This window comes from Stenotrophomonas sp. 22692 (assembly GCF_052045015.1).
In the GTDB taxonomy this organism is placed as follows: Bacteria; Pseudomonadota; Gammaproteobacteria; order Xanthomonadales; family Xanthomonadaceae; genus Stenotrophomonas; species Stenotrophomonas geniculata.
The window spans coordinates 22105-38145 of the sequence record NZ_JBQEMR010000007.1 but is presented as its reverse complement, the minus strand read 5'-3'; the positions used below and the strand labels follow the sequence as shown (position 1 = coordinate 38145).

General features: G+C 63.9%; 14 protein-coding genes and 1 tRNA gene. 4 read left to right on the top strand and 11 right to left on the bottom strand.

Going from position 1 to position 16041, the window contains the following annotated elements; translation table 11 throughout:
- Window positions 1–64 precede the first annotated feature (64 nt).
- Window positions 65–154 (top strand) — tRNA-Ser (locus ACTJJM_RS08450).
- A gap of 637 nt (window positions 155–791) precedes the next feature.
- Here the strand turns inward: ACTJJM_RS08450 and ACTJJM_RS08445 are convergent.
- A complete protein-coding gene (locus ACTJJM_RS08445) occupies window positions 792–3551 on the bottom strand; it encodes a UvrD-helicase domain-containing protein (protein ID WP_241874283.1) in 2760 nt (919 codons plus the stop codon).
- A gap of 179 nt (window positions 3552–3730) precedes the next feature.
- On the opposite strand from ACTJJM_RS08445, the gene ACTJJM_RS08440 reads away from it, so the two are divergent.
- Window positions 3731–4465 (top strand): hypothetical protein, encoded by a 735-nt coding sequence (locus tag ACTJJM_RS08440; RefSeq protein WP_224328287.1) that lies wholly within the window; start codon window positions 3731–3733, stop codon window positions 4463–4465.
- A 68-nt stretch (window positions 4466–4533) separates the two neighbouring features.
- Here ACTJJM_RS08440 and acuI read toward each other — a convergent pair whose 3' ends face one another.
- Window positions 4534–5523, bottom strand: a complete 990-nt coding sequence (acuI, locus tag ACTJJM_RS08435; protein ID WP_109813642.1) for an acrylyl-CoA reductase (NADPH) — start codon at window positions 5521–5523, stop codon at window positions 4534–4536.
- Window positions 5524–5625: 102 nt separating this feature from the next.
- On the opposite strand from acuI, the gene ACTJJM_RS08430 reads away from it, so the two are divergent.
- On the top strand, window positions 5626–5964 hold the full coding sequence (locus ACTJJM_RS08430; protein WP_049412996.1) for a winged helix-turn-helix transcriptional regulator: 339 nt from the start codon (window positions 5626–5628) through the stop codon (window positions 5962–5964).
- An 88-nt stretch (window positions 5965–6052) separates the two neighbouring features.
- Here ACTJJM_RS08430 and ACTJJM_RS08425 read toward each other — a convergent pair whose 3' ends face one another.
- From ACTJJM_RS08425 to ACTJJM_RS08390, 8 genes are all read right to left on the bottom strand, one after another.
- The gene (locus ACTJJM_RS08425; protein ID WP_049455411.1) at window positions 6053–6250 is read right to left on the bottom strand and encodes a hypothetical protein; all 198 of its coding nucleotides are present in this window, start codon (window positions 6248–6250) and stop codon (window positions 6053–6055) included.
- 115 nt (window positions 6251–6365) lie between these two features.
- Window positions 6366–6743, bottom strand: coding sequence for an EF-hand domain-containing protein (locus tag ACTJJM_RS08420; protein WP_049412998.1), 378 nt, complete (start codon window positions 6741–6743; stop codon window positions 6366–6368).
- 27 nt (window positions 6744–6770) lie between these two features.
- A complete protein-coding gene (locus ACTJJM_RS08415; protein WP_049412999.1) occupies window positions 6771–7169 on the bottom strand; it encodes a hypothetical protein in 399 nt (132 codons plus the stop codon).
- Window positions 7170–7259: 90 nt separating this feature from the next.
- On the bottom strand, window positions 7260–9224 hold the full coding sequence (locus ACTJJM_RS08410; RefSeq protein ID WP_049455409.1) for a MacB family efflux pump subunit: 1965 nt from the start codon (window positions 9222–9224) through the stop codon (window positions 7260–7262).
- Window positions 9221–10411, bottom strand: a complete 1191-nt coding sequence (locus ACTJJM_RS08405; RefSeq protein ID WP_019338182.1) for an efflux RND transporter periplasmic adaptor subunit — start codon at window positions 10409–10411, stop codon at window positions 9221–9223. The genes ACTJJM_RS08410 and ACTJJM_RS08405 overlap by 4 nt, the downstream gene beginning before the upstream one ends.
- A gap of 135 nt (window positions 10412–10546) precedes the next feature.
- Entirely contained in the window at window positions 10547–10963 is a 417-nt protein-coding gene (locus ACTJJM_RS08400) for a hypothetical protein (RefSeq protein ID WP_049455408.1), read from the bottom strand.
- Window positions 10964–11286: 323 nt separating this feature from the next.
- Window positions 11287–12636, bottom strand: a complete 1350-nt coding sequence (locus ACTJJM_RS08395; RefSeq protein WP_010484812.1) for a sensor histidine kinase — start codon at window positions 12634–12636, stop codon at window positions 11287–11289.
- A complete protein-coding gene (locus ACTJJM_RS08390; protein ID WP_049413006.1) occupies window positions 12636–13310 on the bottom strand; it encodes a response regulator in 675 nt (224 codons plus the stop codon). Before ACTJJM_RS08390 ends, ACTJJM_RS08395 begins: the two co-directional genes overlap by 1 nt.
- Before the next feature lie 210 nt (window positions 13311–13520).
- On the opposite strand from ACTJJM_RS08390, the gene ACTJJM_RS08385 reads away from it, so the two are divergent.
- Complete coding sequence (locus ACTJJM_RS08385; protein WP_010484816.1) at window positions 13521–13802, top strand: hypothetical protein; 282 nt, start codon at window positions 13521–13523, stop codon at window positions 13800–13802.
- A 58-nt stretch (window positions 13803–13860) separates the two neighbouring features.
- Here ACTJJM_RS08385 and ACTJJM_RS08380 read toward each other — a convergent pair whose 3' ends face one another.
- Window positions 13861–16002 carry a TonB-dependent siderophore receptor gene (locus ACTJJM_RS08380; RefSeq protein ID WP_224328286.1) on the bottom strand — a complete coding sequence of 714 codons (2142 nt, stop codon included), beginning with the start codon at window positions 16000–16002 and terminating at the stop codon, window positions 13861–13863.
- Window positions 16003–16041: the final 39 nt, after the last annotated feature.

The window sequence follows — 16041 nt, the reverse complement described above, 5'->3', positions numbered from 1 at the left end:
GGTCTTGGGCAAATGCCCTTCACGTGCGAGAATACGCCGCTGCCCGGGCGACCGGGACCCGATTGGAGAGATGGCCGAGCGGTTTAAGGCACCGGTCTTGAAAACCGGCGAAGGGTCAAACCTTCCGTGGGTTCGAATCCCACTCTCTCCGCCAGTTGTTTCAAAGAGCCCCTGGAAACAGGGGCTTTTTCGTCTCTACGGCCCTGGCTGCCATTCATCCACCCATCCGCCCACAAGGGCAAGTGAACGGACAAACGGATGCCTTCCTTTGATCGGGACTCCGATAGGGCAGAGGAAAATCAAGAACCGTAAGCGGTTCTGATACACAGGCGCAGAGACTTGTGCCGGTCAATTTGAATGTACAAGTCACCCGCGCTAGGCTGCGCATGCCCAAGGAGGGCGATCAACGGAGTTATGGCATGAAGATTGGATTCAAGCTTTCTGTTGCTATTGCGGCCTGTGCGTTGACCTTTGGAATCAGTAGCGCCACGGCGAAAGCCCCCGGCCCTTGTACCGTCTGCGAGGTCCAGTACAGGGCGTGTGAGGCGTCAGGCACAGACGTGAGCATCTGCATCCGAAACTATACGCAATGCATGCGTGCGAACGGTTGCATTATCCCGTAAGAAAACATCGTGGGGATTTGCAGGGCCTTTACGATGCCCGCAGTCTTGCCACCATCCAGACGAAAGCCTCGGTCCAACCGGGGCTTTTTCTTTTCCGGAGACGCCATGGCGTAGAAGTGCCCTCTGATGCAGGCGGGCGGGTGCGTGCTGAAAGGGGGCGGGATGCAGTCATCCCCGACGCCCACCTCTCGGCTTGCTGTGGCACAACGGGTAACTGGAGCACGACCGGAACGCCCCATGCGGCCCATTGCGGTCCACAAACACGCCCACCTTGCACACCGGGCAGCGCTCTTCATTGATGGCCGCGCCTGAAATCGCGGTTACTTCCACTGCCCCGTCCTTCACCAGCTCATCCAGGAACGGCGAGTGCTTCCCCTGTAGGGTGAACATGGCCACCGAGCGTCGCGCACGCGTCAGCGCGACATAGAACAACCGCCGCTCTTCGCTCAGCGGATAGGTATCCCCATCCGGCATTGCCAGCGAAAGGACCGGGTCATCGGCGCGCAGGCTCGGGAAGCTGCGGTTGATCATGCCCGGCAGAATCACGTAGTCCGCCTCGCGTCCCTTCGATCGATGGACCGTGAGGAACTCTACGTCCATCGTGCTGCCGAAGGCTGTCTTCCAATCCGAAGGCATCGCGCTGCGATCTGCGCGGTAGCGCCCCAGGATAAAGACCGTCACGCGCCCGTTGCGCCCTTGTGGCACCGCCCCGGACAACAACTGCTGATGCAGCTTGGCGAGGTACTGGCGAACACCATCCTGAAGCTCCTCGCGCCGGGTCATCTGGAACGCGTGCAACACCGGGCCCATCGCCGGCGCAGCAGAGCGAACTTCTTTGGTGATCTGCACTGGATTCCGGCCGATGAAGCGGCTGGACGCATCGCAGAGCGCCTGCGGGCAGCGGAATGTCTGCTCCAGCTTCAGCACCTGGCCCTGGCCCTGGCCCATCCATTCGCGGAATCCGGTCATCACTGAAACGTCGGCGCCGGCGAAGCGATTGATCGACTGCCAGTCATCGCCCACCGCAAACAGGTAGCGGCCCGGTTGGCTGACCAGCGCACGGCAGAGGCGTGCGCGGGCGCGCGAGACATCTTGGAACTCATCGGCCATCACCAGCTCGTAGGGCGATTCGTAGCTGCCCTGTTCCAGCAGCCCGGCCGCCATGTTGAGCATGTCTTCAAAATCGATGCCGTGCTCGTCAGCCAGTGCGTTGTCCCAGGCCTGGAAAACAGGGCTGGCGATTTCCAGGAAGCGCCGATGCCGTTCCTTGAACTGGTCTTCGGGCATCTGTCGCAGGCGCGCGGCCATATCGTCCAGCGTCAGACAGTTGCTCTTGGCGTGGGCAATGAAGGTGCGCATCAAGCCGATCAGGTCTGCATCCGGCATCGGCTTGGCGCCCTGATCGGGCAACTCGCGGTCAGGGTTCGGGTCGAGTTCGACATCAGACGCGCCAAGTCGCTCCGCAAGATCCTGCAGGGCATGTCCACTGCGCAGGCCGAACGACGTCGTCTCGACCAGCGCGGTGCCGCGCGCTGCATGCTGCTGGCGCTTCCAGTGCATACCTTCAGCGTAGTGGGCGAAGTGCGCCGGCGGCTGGCCATTGGCATCCAGCGCAAAGTGCTCGTGATACAGCCCGGCGTCCGGGTAATAGAAGTCCGGACGATACTGGCGATGGGTGTCGGTCGCCGTATCGAATTCGTAGCGCCGCTCGTAGTCGTACGTCACGCCGTTGTAGAAGAGCCAGTCGGCGATCACGCACTCTTCCAGGCTCTTCACCCGCTCACCCTGCAGGGTGCGGATGTAGGGCATGCCATCGCGGTCGTAGCCGTCGGCCTCCATTTCCGCGCCGAATGGTGGCAGGTCGCGCCCGAACACTAGGCGGAACATGTCCCATTGGGTGCGGAAATGGGTCGAGCGATCCTTCAGGTCGTCCACCAGTTCGGCCAGCTTGTTGAAGCCCAGCGTGGCGTCAATGGCCCATTCCGGGATATCGGGCTTGCGCCCCGTGGCTTTGGCGATGATGGCCAGGCCGAGTGCATGGAAGGTCCGTACCTCAATCGTGATGTCGCCCATGCCTAATCGGTTGAAGGAACGCTGTGCGCGCTCTTCAAGCTCTCTGGTGGCATCCTTGTTGAAGGCGAGCATCACGATGCGTTCGGGTTCGACAAAGCCGCGGTCAATGGCATAAGCGGCCTTGGCGACCATCGTGGAGGTCTTGCCTGAGCCGGCCGCGGCCACGACCTGGACCCGGTTGTCGAAGCAGATGACGGCGCGGGCCTGTTCCTCGGTCAGCGGCTTGCTCTCGACCCGGTCCAGGAAGTCCTTGGCCAGCACCAGCTCCCGCGTCGCCATGGTCGCATTGGCGTCCCCCCATACGGCGGGCCAATCCAGCTGCCAGTCGTGCAGGGCATCCAATGCGGCACGATGGCTATGGGAGTGCAGGTCGTCGTGCACATCCTCATCGAGGAACAGCCGTTCCAGCTCGGCCGGCGACAAGGGCAGGGTGGGGCGCTCGGCCAGCAGGATATGCTGCTGTTCGTGGGTGATCCAGCGGCGGCCGGCGGTGCCCCGGTCAGTGAGGGCGTCGGCCTCGGCCAGCCACGATTGGATCTGCTCCAGAATGTCCTCGAAGAGCGCCTTGCGCCCGCGTGTGGTGCGCGCGAAGAGCACCTGCTGGACAGCACCCGCGAGGCGGGAAGCCTGGCCGTTGGGCAGGCCGTCCACGGACAGCGTTTCGCCGTCCTCGCTCTGCAGCGCAACCCTGGCCCAGAACAGGCCCGGAAGAACCCGCACACGCTGGTCATCATCGACGTGTTGGCGGTACTGCCGGCCTTCAATCAGAAGCTCGACATGCTCGCCATCCAGCCGCAGCCGCCAGTCCGGCGAGCGGGTCACACGCTGGCCCCAGCCCGAGGGGCGCCATTCCATAGACATCAAGATACTGCCTTGCGTACGTCACTGGGCGTAAAGCGCCCTTACAGCCCCATGATAAGGGGGCTTGATCAGGCGCGTGACTGTTGCCGTGCGGTCGGAGTGGGTTAGGCTGTCGCCATGCCGTAGCGGATGGCTGCGACCACTGCGTGGATGGCGCCCCGGGAAGGAATCCAATGCCTGCAGGAATGTTCTCTACATCTGGCCGCAACTGCCTTCTGGCTGTTGTACTGTCTTTGGCAGCACTGCCTGCGGCGGCGCAATCGCCCACCCCATCACTGTTCTGTGGCTTCTGGACTGAAGAGGCGGACGGAACATGGAGTGTGTCCCGGGAGGTGGACGCAGCAACGGGTGCCACGGCATCGCGCGACACCTACGAATGGACGTCAAACAGCACGCCATTCGGCACTGGCATGGCCAGCAGCTGGACCCTGAATTACTACTGGCCACAAGACGCGACGCGCCAGAAGGTTGTTCCAGAGGCCGAGGTTGTAGTGGTCATGGATTTCCGTTTTGACGCCAAGGAAATCGGCCAGGAGCCGAAGGATCCCGGACACACCTGGATACACCTGTATCGGTCGGAAGATCCGAACAAGCAGTTTTCGGTCTACTCCACCAGCCTGACGGGCAGTATGGACTGGAATCGCCTCCGAAACGGAAACCTCGGCGGAAGGGCTTTTCTGTCTTTGGATACGCTGCTGGCTTACGGTACGGGCCTGGAAAAACTGGTGTGGCAAATCCGCGGTGCGCCTAACGCTCTGGGTGTGACGGAAAGTTACGCCAAGGGCGTGCTGCCCATCGCGACGATGCGCGGCAAGCTGGCGAAGATTCTGAAGCTACGTGCTGAACTGGACCGGAAAGCGGGGAAATTCCGCAGCGAATGCAAGCTGCCGATTGAAGTTTCAGAATAGCGCTGCATAGACGCAGAGCACGGCATCGGGCCCGCGGCGGCAGCGTGCCACCGCGGGACTGCCTGCCGTCAGGCATTCACATCCACCACAATCCGCCCACGCACCTTGCCTGGGATGATCTGGTCGTAGACGTCCAGCACCTCGGCAAGCCCAATCAGCTGCACGGTGCTTTCGAGCTTCTGCGGGTCCAGGTCGGTGGCAAGCCGGTCCCACGCACGCTGGCGAACGGCCTGCGGCGCATTCACCGAATCCACGCCGGCAAGCGTCACGTTGCGGAGAATGAAGGGCAGCACCGAGCCATGCAGCTCATCACTCTGCGCCAGCCCGCACGCGGCCACTGCGCCGCGGTACTTCGTCTCGGCAAGGGCGTTGACGAGGGTAGGGCCGCCTGCCACATCGACCACGCCGGCCCAGCGCTCAGCACTCACCGGCCGCTCGCGCGGTTCTGAAAGCTGCGCGCGGTCGATGATCTCGGCGGCGCCCAGGCTGTGCAGATACTCGGCGTGTTCCGGGCGCCCGGTGGCGGCCACCACGCGATAGCCCAGCTTTGAAAGGATCGCCACCGCGATCGAGCCGACGCCACCGTTGGCCCCCGTTACCAGCACGTCGCCCCTATCGGGCGTCACGCCGGCATCTTCCAGTGCCAGCACGCACAGCATCGCGGTGTAGCCCGCGGTGCCGATGGCCATGGCGTCGCGGGTGCTCAGGTTGCCGGGAATCCTGTTGAGCCATTCGCCGCGAACACGGGCGCGCTGGGCGAGGCCGCCGTGGTGGCCCATGCTGAGATCCCAGCCATTGAGCACAACGCGGTCGCCGGGTTTGAAGTCGACGCTGCTGGAGTCCAGCACCACGCCAGCCAGGTCGATGCCAGGGATCAACGGGAACGTCCGGATCACCGGGCGCGCGCCGGTGAGGGCCAGCGCGTCCTTGTAGTTCAGCGTGGAGTACTCGACCTGCACCAGCACGTCGCCATCCATCAGGTTGGCTTCATCGAAATCGACCAGCTCCGTGGAAACGCCGTCGTTGGTCTTGCGGGTCAGCAGTGCCTTGAAACTCATGGTGCGGTCTCACGTTCAATGGATGAACCCATGCTAGGCTCGCACCACTATCGCAACAAGAACGATGATTTTCCGTAGGTACTATGGTTTTCCGGAGTATGCATGCGTAGCAAGCGTTGGGACGGCAAGAGCGGTTGCGCGGTGGAAGTCACGCTGTCGGTCATGGGCGGCGTGTGGAAGCCGATCATTCTGTTCCACCTGATGACAGGCAAGCGGCGTTTCATGGAGCTCACGCGGCGTGTGCCCAACGCTACCCAGTCCATGCTGACCAGCCAGCTGCGGGAACTGGAAGCCGACGGGGTGGTGATCCGCCACGTGTACCCGGAAGTGCCGCCGAAGGTGGAATACGAGCTTTCCGAGTTCGGGCGCACGCTGGTTCCGGTGCTGCTGGCCATGCGCGAGTGGGGTGAAACCTATCGTGGTTTCAAGCGTTCGCCCTGAGCTGATTGTCAGCCGCGCATGGAATGTGGCGCGCACCAGTGCCAGCCCCCAAAAATGGGGGCCGGCACACATCACGGCAATGCGTGACTTACGGGATGGTGCAGCCGCTGTTCCGCAGGCAACGGGCAAACGCCGGGTAGCAGACGTTCTCGCCATTGCCCGCCGCCAGACAAGCCTCGTAGGCGGTGTAGCACGGGGTACAGCGGGACTGCGCGGAGGCACTGCCGATTCCCAGGGTCAGTGCAGCAGCCGCAATAGCAACAGGCAGCTTGAATCCAATCTTCATGCTTCACTCCGTTGATAGCCCTCCATGAGCACCTCGGAGGCTAACGTGGGAAGAGGGTGTGTTCAACCCGCACCGCGTCCGGATGGGCATCCATCTTCAGCGCCCCGCCCTGGATTTACTTTGTTGGCGCGTCTGCAGTCTGAGCGGCCACCATGGCTTGTTGCATTTCCTTCAGTGACAGATAGCCATCACCATCGGTGTCCAGGCCCGTAAAGTACTTCGCGATCTCCGGCACCACGATGGCTTCCTCCTTGCTGATCCTTCCATCTTTGTTCTTGTCCATCGCGGTAAATGCGGCGTTGATTGAATCGGCCTGCTTGTTGAAACGGCCCTGCTGAAATTCTGCGTACTCGGACTTGTCGACGCGTCCATCCTTGTTGGTATCCATCGCGGTGAACGTGGAATCGATGTAGGCCTGTTTCGGGTCGGCCGGTGCGGCCTCGGCCAGTAATGGGGCAGCGCACAGGGCAATCAACAGAGCAGTTCTGGTCATGGGGTGTTTGTCCTTGTTGAGGGTCAATCAGCGGCAGGGATAGGTGTAGCCGTCGGTGCCGCGATAGGTATCGTTGCGGCGGTCGTAGTTGCCGTAGCGGTTCATGCAGTAGTCGGCGCGCTCGCGGACTTCGCGTTCGCGCTTGGCAGCAGCGGCAATCACGCCGGCCACCACCGCTGCACCCACCACGCCCACTACCACGCCGGTGGCTTTGGCGTCGTGCCGGCGCTCGCGTTCCCGCTCACGATCCCGCTCACGTTCGCGCCGCTCCCATGCATCGCGCTCCCGATCACGGTAGTCCTGGCTCCAGTGTGGGCTGTAGCGATCGCCACGCTGTGCGTGGGCGTCGCTGGAGTAGGGCATCAACACCAGTAGCTGCGCGGCAGCTACCAGCAGCAGTGCGGGCTTTCCTGTTCTAAGAAACATCGTCCAGCTCCTGTGCGGACATTCTCGGTAGCCGTAGTACACACTGCGGACATTGCGCGAACCTGCTGTCAATACAGGTAGATGCATTGGCTATTGGACCAGTGCCTCCACCGGATCGAGCCGTGCGGCACGTCGTGCCGGCAGAAATCCGAAGCCAACGCCGATCAGGCTGGAACAGGCGAAGGCGGCCAGAATCGAGTTGACGGAGAACACCAGGCTGAAGCCCGCATCGGCCAGCTCCAGAGCCGCGCCCAACGCAAGGGCCACGCCGATGCCGAGTACACCACCGAGCAGGCAGACCAGCACCGATTCGATCAGGAACTGCTGCAGGATGTCGCTGCGGCGCGCGCCCACCGCCATGCGCACGCCGATCTCGCGGGTGCGCTCGGTCACCGACACCAGCATGATGTTCATTACGCCGATCCCGCCGACCACCAATGCGATGGCTGCGATGGAGCTGATCATCATGGTCAGGATGCTGGTGGTCTGTTCGATGGATTCACGGATCTGCGCGTTGTTGCTCATGTAGAAGTCGGTGCTGCCATGACGCCGCGTCAGCAATCGTCGGATGGCCTGCTCAGCCGCTTCCATGCTGATCGCATCGGAAACGCGTACGGTGATGCTGGACACGTGGCTCTGCCCCAGCATGCGTGCCATGGCGGTGGTGTAAGGCAGCCATACCCGCAGCAGTGACGCATCGCCGGCAGCACCGGCATCTTTCTTCACCACGGCCACAATACGCACAGGCACGTTGCCCAGCAGCAGGGTCTGGCCGATGGGATTGTCCGCGGCAGCGAAGAAGCGAGCGCGGGTATTGGCGTCGATCACCACGACCTGCTGGTAGCCGCTCACACCCGGTGGGCCGAAGAATGCGCCTTCGCCCAGCTTCAGGCCATGCACGCGGAAATACTGCTCGCTGACGCCCTGCACCTGCACGCTGGCCGAACGGTTGCCGCGCAGGGCAGTGCCGCTGGTGGCAACACCGGGGGTGGCGCTGTCCACGAATGGCTGCCGGGCAAGGGCCACGCTGTCGCCGGGAGTGAGTGTTTCCACCCGCGCGGAATGGAGGTCGCCAAAGCCCGATCCGGGATAGATTTCGATGGTATTGGTACCCAACGAGGAGATGTTGGACAGGATGGCCTGCCGTGCGCCGGTACCCAGTGCCACCACCGCTACGACCGATGCAATGCCGATGATGATCCCGAGCATGGTCAGGAAGGTGCGCATGCGGTGGGCGTTCATCGCGCGCAATGCCATGCGGAAGGCTTCAGCGAAACGGTCCCGCCAGACCCGCCAGCCGCTGTTGCCCACAGGCTGGGTCACGGCTGGCGTCGCCACGCCCGCTGACAGACCAGTACCGGTTGCACGATCATCCACAATCCGCCCATCGCGGATTTCGATGATGCGCTGCGCGTGCTCGGCCACGGCCATGTCATGCGTAACCAGCACCACGGTATGGCCCTCGGCGTGCAGCTCGCCGAGGATCTTCATCACTTCTTTGCCGGAATGCGTGTCCAACGCACCTGTAGGTTCGTCGGCGAAGATCACTGCACCGCCATTCATCAGCGCACGTGCAATCGAAACGCGTTGCTGCTGGCCACCCGACAGCTCACCAGGAAGATGCTGCATGCGCTCGCCCAGGCCAAGCCGCGACAACAGCGTGGCCGCACGCGCATGGCGTGCATCGGCAGGCATGCCGGCGTAGATCGCAGGCACTTCCACATTGCTCAGTGCAGTCAGATCGGTCAGCAGGTGGTAGCGCTGGAAGATGAAGCCGAAGTGTTCGCGGCGTAGTTCGGCCAGTTCATCCGGCGACATCTGCGCGGTCTCGCGCCCGGAGATCTGATAGACACCGGCGGAAGGGCGATCCAGGCAGCCCAGGATGTTCATCAGCGTGGACTTGCCCGAACCGGACTGGCCTACGATGGCCACCAGTTCACCTGCGTGAATATCCAGGTCGATGCCGTCGAGTACCACCAATGTCTGCTCGCCTGCGGCAAACTCGCGGCGTACGCCGCGAACGCGCAGCAGCGGCTCGGTCGTGGTCGTGCTCATCTGGACTGCGTGGGTGCGCTGGTGGCTTCGGCGTCGGCCTGCGCCAGCACGACCTGTTCGCCTTCCTTCAGCCCGGTGCGTACTTCTACCTGGATCTGATCATCCAGCCCGGTAGTGACGCGCCGCGTGCTGGCGCGGCCGTCGGCACCACGTACCTGCACGCTGTAACTGCCATCGGCGGCGCGCGCACCCAATGCGGCCGAGGGAATGGTCAGTACGTTGTTGGCGCGGCCCAGCACGATGCGGACCTGCGCGGTCATGTAGCTGCGCAGGCGGCCATCGGCGTTATCCACGTCGAACTGGCCGTTGTAGTACATGGCCGTGCGGCTGCCACCCGACACTGCCGGTGCAGCAAGGCTGGAGCTGTCTTCGTTGGTGATCGATTCCGGCGCTGGCGCGATATCCCGCAACGTGCTGCTGTAGCGGCGGCCGGCATCACCAAGAATGGTGAAGAATGCTTCCTGGCCAACAGACGTGTGTACGACGTCGGCCTCGGAGATCTCGGCGTACACCGTCATCACGTCCTGGTTGCCCAGCATCACGATGGTGGGGGCGCTCTGCACCGCATTCACGGTCTGCCCCTGGCGCGCGACCACGGCCAGTACGGTTCCGTCGGTGGGGGCGGTGATGCGGGTGTACTCCAGATTGGTCTGAGCAACATCGACGTCGGTCTGTCGGCGCGCCACTTCACCGTCCAGCGCAGCGACCTGTTCACGGGTGGCATCGACCTTGGCCTTGGCAGTATCGAAGTCGGCGCGGGCCACCAGTTGCGAGGCCACCAGTTGCTGCTGCCGATGCAGTGTCAGCTCGAACTGGCGCAGGTCGGTGGCCAGCGCATCGCGGTTGGCACGCGCGGTGCGTTGTGCGGCCTGCGCGCTGAGCAATGCATTGCGTTGAGTACGCGAGTCGATGTCGGCGATGGGATCGCCGGCTTTCACTTTGTCGCCCAGCTTTACATGCAGGGTATCGATGCGTCCGGAGACCTGTGCACCCACGCTTACCAGTTGCGAGGGCTTCAGCGTGCCAGTGGCCTCCACCACCTGTTCGATGCTGCCGCGAGCGACCGGTGCAACCTGCAGGTGCGGAGGTGGTGCGGGCCGCAACCACGCGAACAGAGTCAGCGCGCAGCACAGCAGGCCGGCAGCGACGATGAGCGCACGGCGGCGCTTGCGGGGTACGGTGCTCATCGGCTCAGCAACCAGAAGAGACAGGTCATCGGGGGTCCTTGCGACAGAAGAGACACACGTCTGTCGGGGAAGACGTGGTTGGCCGTCGAGTCTCGATGCGCTGGGTTGCGCGAACCTTGCGGGGCGATCGTTGTGTCAGCGCGCGGCATGAAGAGCGAGCAGTGTCACGGCGATGAACTGCAGGGCGCTACCGAGAACCAGCAGTGCATTTCGCAGCCGGTGACCTGCGATGCGCGCAGCGCAGAGTTGAATCGCCGCGCTGGCCAACAACCAGGGGAAGGTCGAAGCATGCAGCTTCGCCATTCCTGCACCGATGGCGATCAGCAGCGTACTGGCAATCATTATCCCAGCGGCATGGCCGTCCAGGGCCCGCAGCAGCGGTGGCGTTGGGTGTGGGGTTGCCGCCCGCCATGCCGCCAGCCCATGCAGCGCAGCATGCACGGCAACGAACAGGAGCACGGCCGTCGCCACCGCTGTGCTCGCATGCCGATACGCTGAAGCCACCAGCGCAATGCCGGGCAGCAGCAGAAACAACGCGCCGAACAGCCGCATCAACACGCCAGCGCGCTCGATATCGGGGACTGTCCGCAGCCAAAGCGGCCAATGTTGCAGGCCGGGCGCGCGGACATTGTGTGGGCGGCGATTCCATGCGGCAGCCGTAAGTCCCGGCGAATTCCGCGGTGGCACAGTGCGTGCGGAAGGGGACGGTGGGGGAGCTCCCTGGGTCACATGCAGGCTTCCTGTCAGATAGGAACGCGGTGGCACGGCAGGTGCCACACCCCGATGCTGTCCAGCGAACATTGCCGCAACCTTGCCTGTCCTCGCTCCCGGCCACGTATGGACAGGCGCCGGTTACACAGGTGCATGCGATGTGTTCAGTGCTCCAGCGGTGGCGTGCTGGTCACGCCCGGATGCAATGGAAACTCGACACGGATCAATGCACCACCGCCTGGCGCATCCAGAATCGTGACGTGGCCGCCGTGGCGGTCGATCACCTGGCGCACCAGGTTCAGCCCCAGGCCCGCGCCTGTCTGCCGCGGCCGCAACCGCTGGAAGGGTTCGAAAACCCGTTCGCGCTGGTCGACCGGTATGCCGGGGCCGTCGTCCTCGACCTCCAGGCAGCTGCCTTGAACGCGCACGATGATCTGGCGTCCGCCATGTTCGGCAGCATTCAGTACCAGGTTGGAAATTACCCGCTCCACTGCGCCGGTCTCGCCGAGCACCGGGAAATGTGATTCCACCGCCACGGCTACGGTCTTGTCCGACTGGATCAGCAGCGGCGCCAGATCGGCGGCCACCCGTTTGGCCACCCGCGCCAGGTTGATGGTTTCCTTCGGCCCGTCTTCGTCCATGCGGTGCAGATCCAGCAGCTGCTCTGCCAGCGTCGCCAGCCGCGCCACTTCCACGGCCAGGCTGCACGAGGTGGCGTCGTCGGCCGCATCGACCTTTACCCTCAGAATCGCAATGGGTGTGCGCAGCTCATGCGCGGCGGCGGCGATGAAGCGGCGTTGCCGTTCGTGCCCCTCGTCCAGCCGCTCCAGTGCTTCATTCACCGCCGTCACCAACGGAGCGATCTCCACAGGCACAGCGGTTTCTGTCAGGCGGACACCGCGGCGGCTGGCGGAGATGTTGCGGGCTTCCTCGGCGATGCGCTCCACCCCGGCCAGGGCCCGTCTCACGATGATCGGTGTCAGGACGATGGTGGCCAGGCCCAGCAGCAGGAAGATCGGCAGGGTGATGATGTGTGCCGCCAGCGCCATCTGCCAGGTCAGCGTATCGGTTTCGCCATGGGCCATGATGGTCAGCTTGCCGGCCGGCCCGCTGTGCTGGCGGACCACGACGGCCAGGCCATCGCTGCGATCCCGCCCGCGCAGGTCGCCAAAGGGGATGCCATCCAGTGCGCCTACCAGCGAGGCATAGGCCGGCGGCACAGGTCCGAACGTAACGTAGTGGCCATGCTCATCCTCGGCGATGAACCATGCACCGGGAACGATCTTCAGTAGTTCGGCCAGTTCCGGTGTGTTCTGCACGTACAGTTCGCCATTGCGGTCGCGGTGCACCGCGTCGGCGGCCACCGGCGCAAAGGTCTGGATGGTGTAGTAGCCACCGCTGTCGGCACGTATCAGCACCATCAGCAGCGCGAAGAACGCCACCAGCAACGCCATTAGCTGATAGATCAGCGTTTTGACGATCAACGGACGCTTCAGCGATGGACGACGCGCCATTATTTGGCTTCCCGCATCAGATAGCCGACACCGCGGATGGCGTGTATCTCTACTCCTGCGTCGGCATCGGCCAGCTTGCGGCGAAGGCGCGAGACGTGCGAATCGAGCGTGTTGGAATGGATGCCGTCATCGAATCCATACACCGCCATTTCAATCGACTCGCGCAGCACGGTGCGACCCAGACGCCGGGCCAACGCGGCCAGTACACGTATCTCACGGCGCGGCAGCTCCAGCCGCTGCCCGCCCACGCTCGCCTCGCCCGATGCCGGGTCGAACAACAACCGGCCGATGCTCACCAGTTCCACCTGCATGCCGCTCGGCCGGCGCCCGGCAGCGCGGATGCGGGCGAACAGCTCCTCCAGTGCGAAGGGCTTGGCCAGATAGTCGTCCGCGCCCTCATCCAGGCCGGCGATGCGGTCCGGCAGCTGCCCCAGCGCGCTCAGCACGATGATCGGCACCCCGGGGTTGCGCTCACGCAACAGCGAAATCAATCCCAGGCCGTCGCCGTCGGGCAGGGTGCGGTCCAGCAACACCAGGTCGTGCGATCCGCACAGCGCCGCTTCGCGGGCCAGCGCCAGCGTGTTGGCCAGGTCCACCACGTAGCGCTCGCGCTGCAGGGCGGACTTCAGGGTAGCGGCCAGTTCGGCTTCGTCTTCGATCAGCAGGATGTGCATCGGCGGGGTTTGCGCAGGAAGGGGGCGTGGCGGGGCGGTTCGGCACGCGCCGGCACCGTATTACAGGAACATTGCGTGAACATGGCGTGCCTTCCCGATGTCCCGCAAGGCTGTAATGGACGCAGGAAAGCGGATGTCGGCGCAAGGTTCGCGCAATCCGGGCACTCCAGCCTTGGCGCCCTTCCGCTGATCCCACCCCCTGGAGTACCCATGAAGTTGTTCGTTCCGTTGTTGTTCGTGGCCGCGCTGAGTGGCTGCACCACCGCCAGGATGACCGTTACCCCCGATGGCCGACGCGGCGTCTCCATCGACTGCAGCGGCTCCAGCTCCTGGAGTGGCTGCTACGAAAAGGCCGGGCAGATGTGCCCAGGCGGCTATGTGGTCTTCAGCAAGGATGGCGACGACGGCAACGCCATCGCGGTGGGCAACAAGAACGGCTTCACCTCCACCCAGATGGCCACCCGCTCGATGCTGGTGGCCTGCTCGCACTGACACCGGGAGGGGAGGTGGGCAGCCACCTCCCCCTGTCATCATGGTTCGCAGCCCTGTGTCAGAAGCTGTAGGCCGCCTGCAGATACACCCGCCGTGGCTCGCCGGGGAAATGCCCGTTGCGTTCAATGAAGCCACTGGCCGCGTACCCCTTGTCGAACAGGTTCTTGACGTTGGCCTGGAAGTGCCACTGCCTCCACGTGGTCTTCCAGCTCACGTCGAACACGGTGTAGGCCTTGACCGTCTGCCCATCCAGGCTGAGGCGTTCGCCGACGTGATCGGCGCCAAAGCCGATGGCGGAGTTGATCGCCGGCAGGTCATAACGCGTCCACAGTCCCAGCTTGTTGCGCGGCGCATTGGCGAATCGGTCGCCGGAGGCGTTGGTGATGCCATTCGGGCCGGCGTCCTTCACCCGCGCATCGTTGTAGGCGTAGGTCAGGTTCAGCACCCAGCGCTCGGTGAGGTCGGCCAGAAGGTCCAGCTCCATGCCGGTGCTACGTACCAGGCCCAGCGCGGCCAACTGGTTCACGCCACCGATCACCTCGCCGGTGGCCTGCACGATGTTGCTGCGGTCGATCCGGTAGGCCGCCATGTTCAAGGTCACACGGTCGGCCAGCAGCGACTTCATGCCCACTTCCCACTGCTTGCTGCGCTCGGCATCGAACGGTCCGCCAGCGGCCGGGTTCTGGTTGGCGGCACTCTGCGGCACGAAACCATTGGCGATGTTGGCGTAGACATTCAGGCCCTCGCGCACGGTGAACGTGCTACCCAGCCGCCAGCTGAGATCGTTGCCATCCACGCTGCTGCCACCCATGCGGTCCTCATCCTTGAAGCCATCCCAGCGCAGTCCGGCCAGCACATGCCAGCGTGTGCCCAGTGCCAGTTCGTCCTGCAGGTAGCCGCCATAGCGCTTGCTGCGGGTGGACGTGCTGCGCCAGGGCAGGGCCGCCAGGTTGTAGTCGTGCCAGGTACTGGCGCCGTACACGGGATTGAACAGGTCGATGCCGTGCACCGGCCCGGCGCCACGCGCAAGGTCAGCGCTGTTCGCGGTCTGTGCGGTGAAGTCCGCATCCAGCCGGTATACATCGGCGCCGAACAGCACCTTGTGCTCCACCGCGCCGGTGGTCACCCGCCAGACGGCATTGCCGTTGGCAGTGAATGCGTCGTTGTCGCGGATCTGGTTGCGCAGCTGGCGGGTCATCCACTCGGCCACGCCATCGCGGTCACGATCGATCAGGCCCATCGGCTCGTGGTACATCTGGTGTTCGTTGTTGCTGAACCAGCGGGCGGCGAAGTCCAGGTCCAGCGTGTCGAGCGGCGCGAAGCGGTACTGCGCCAGCGCCACCTTGGCGCGCATGTCGAGAAAGTCGCTGGCCTCGTTGTGGTTCCAGCGGCGGTCGGTCAGGAACGTGCCTGCATCGTTGACCGGCACGCCGCGCAGACGGTTGCCGCCAAGGTTCTGGGTGATGTCGGTGAACTGCAGCACCAGTTCACCGGTCTGTCCGACGTCGAAGGCCAGCGAGGCATCGCCGATCACGCTCTCGCTGTCGGTGTTCCAGCGCACGCCCTTTTCATTGTCGGCATAGAGCCCGGCGCGATAGCGCACGCTGCCGGCGGCATTCAACGGCCCGGTACCCTCGATCGATCCGGCACGGAAGTCCTTGTCGCCCAGCTGGACCTCGATGCGGCGCTCGGCAGCGGCTTTGGGCTTGCGGGTCACGTAGTTGATGACACCGCCCGCATCACCCCCGCCATACAGCGCGCCTGCCGGTCCCTTCAGCACTTCCACGCGCTCGATGTTGAACAACTGCGGCACCGAGAATCCTGCATACGGGTCGCCGCGCAGACCGTCATACAGCACGTTCTCCTGGCGGAAGCCGCGCAGGGTCACCCCGGCATAGCTGAAATAGCTGATGCCGCTGATGCTGCGATAGAGATCGGTTACCTGACGCGCCGCCTGGTCGTCGATCAGTTCACGCGGGATGACCTGGATCGACTGTGGGACCAGCTCCAGCGGTGTATCCGTGCGGGTGCCGACCGCGGCATCGTCCACCCGGTACAGCGCCTGTGCACGTCCGCGAACCTCGACCTTGTCCAGGTCCTTGGGCGCGGCAGTAGAGGACTCGGCAGCATGGGCAAGCGGTGCCAAGGGCAGGGTCAGTGCCAGGTACAGAGTGCGTTGCAGGGGTGTGGGAAGGGGCATTGGGGAGGGGCTATGTGTCTGCAAATGAGAAAGATTAGC

What these genes read in the sequence shown, in the direction of transcription:
- ACTJJM_RS08405 (WP_019338182.1), bottom strand. Translation starts at nt 10,411, where the DNA reads ATGAGCACCGTACCCCGCAAGCGCCGCCGTGCGCTCATCGTCGCTGCC.
- ACTJJM_RS08385 (WP_010484816.1), top strand. Translation starts at nt 13,521, where the DNA reads ATGAAGTTGTTCGTTCCGTTGTTGTTCGTGGCCGCGCTGAGTGGCTGC.
- ACTJJM_RS08390 (WP_049413006.1), bottom strand. Translation starts at nt 13,310, where the DNA reads ATGCACATCCTGCTGATCGAAGACGAAGCCGAACTGGCCGCTACCCTG.
- ACTJJM_RS08410 (WP_049455409.1), bottom strand. Translation starts at nt 9,224, where the DNA reads ATGAGCACGACCACGACCGAGCCGCTGCTGCGCGTTCGCGGCGTACGC.
- ACTJJM_RS08445 (WP_241874283.1), bottom strand. Translation starts at nt 3,551, where the DNA reads ATGGAATGGCGCCCCTCGGGCTGGGGCCAGCGTGTGACCCGCTCGCCG.
- acuI (WP_109813642.1), bottom strand. Translation starts at nt 5,523, where the DNA reads ATGAGTTTCAAGGCACTGCTGACCCGCAAGACCAACGACGGCGTTTCC.
- ACTJJM_RS08440 (WP_224328287.1), top strand. Translation starts at nt 3,731, where the DNA reads ATGCCTGCAGGAATGTTCTCTACATCTGGCCGCAACTGCCTTCTGGCT.
- ACTJJM_RS08420 (WP_049412998.1), bottom strand. Translation starts at nt 6,743, where the DNA reads ATGACCAGAACTGCTCTGTTGATTGCCCTGTGCGCTGCCCCATTACTG.
- ACTJJM_RS08380 (WP_224328286.1), bottom strand. Translation starts at nt 16,002, where the DNA reads ATGCCCCTTCCCACACCCCTGCAACGCACTCTGTACCTGGCACTGACC.
- ACTJJM_RS08415 (WP_049412999.1), bottom strand. Translation starts at nt 7,169, where the DNA reads ATGTTTCTTAGAACAGGAAAGCCCGCACTGCTGCTGGTAGCTGCCGCG.
- ACTJJM_RS08395 (WP_010484812.1), bottom strand. Translation starts at nt 12,636, where the DNA reads ATGGCGCGTCGTCCATCGCTGAAGCGTCCGTTGATCGTCAAAACGCTG.
- ACTJJM_RS08400 (WP_049455408.1), bottom strand. Translation starts at nt 10,963, where the DNA reads ATGCGGCTGTTCGGCGCGTTGTTTCTGCTGCTGCCCGGCATTGCGCTG.
- ACTJJM_RS08430 (WP_049412996.1), top strand. Translation starts at nt 5,626, where the DNA reads ATGCGTAGCAAGCGTTGGGACGGCAAGAGCGGTTGCGCGGTGGAAGTC.
- ACTJJM_RS08425 (WP_049455411.1), bottom strand. Translation starts at nt 6,250, where the DNA reads ATGAAGATTGGATTCAAGCTGCCTGTTGCTATTGCGGCTGCTGCACTG.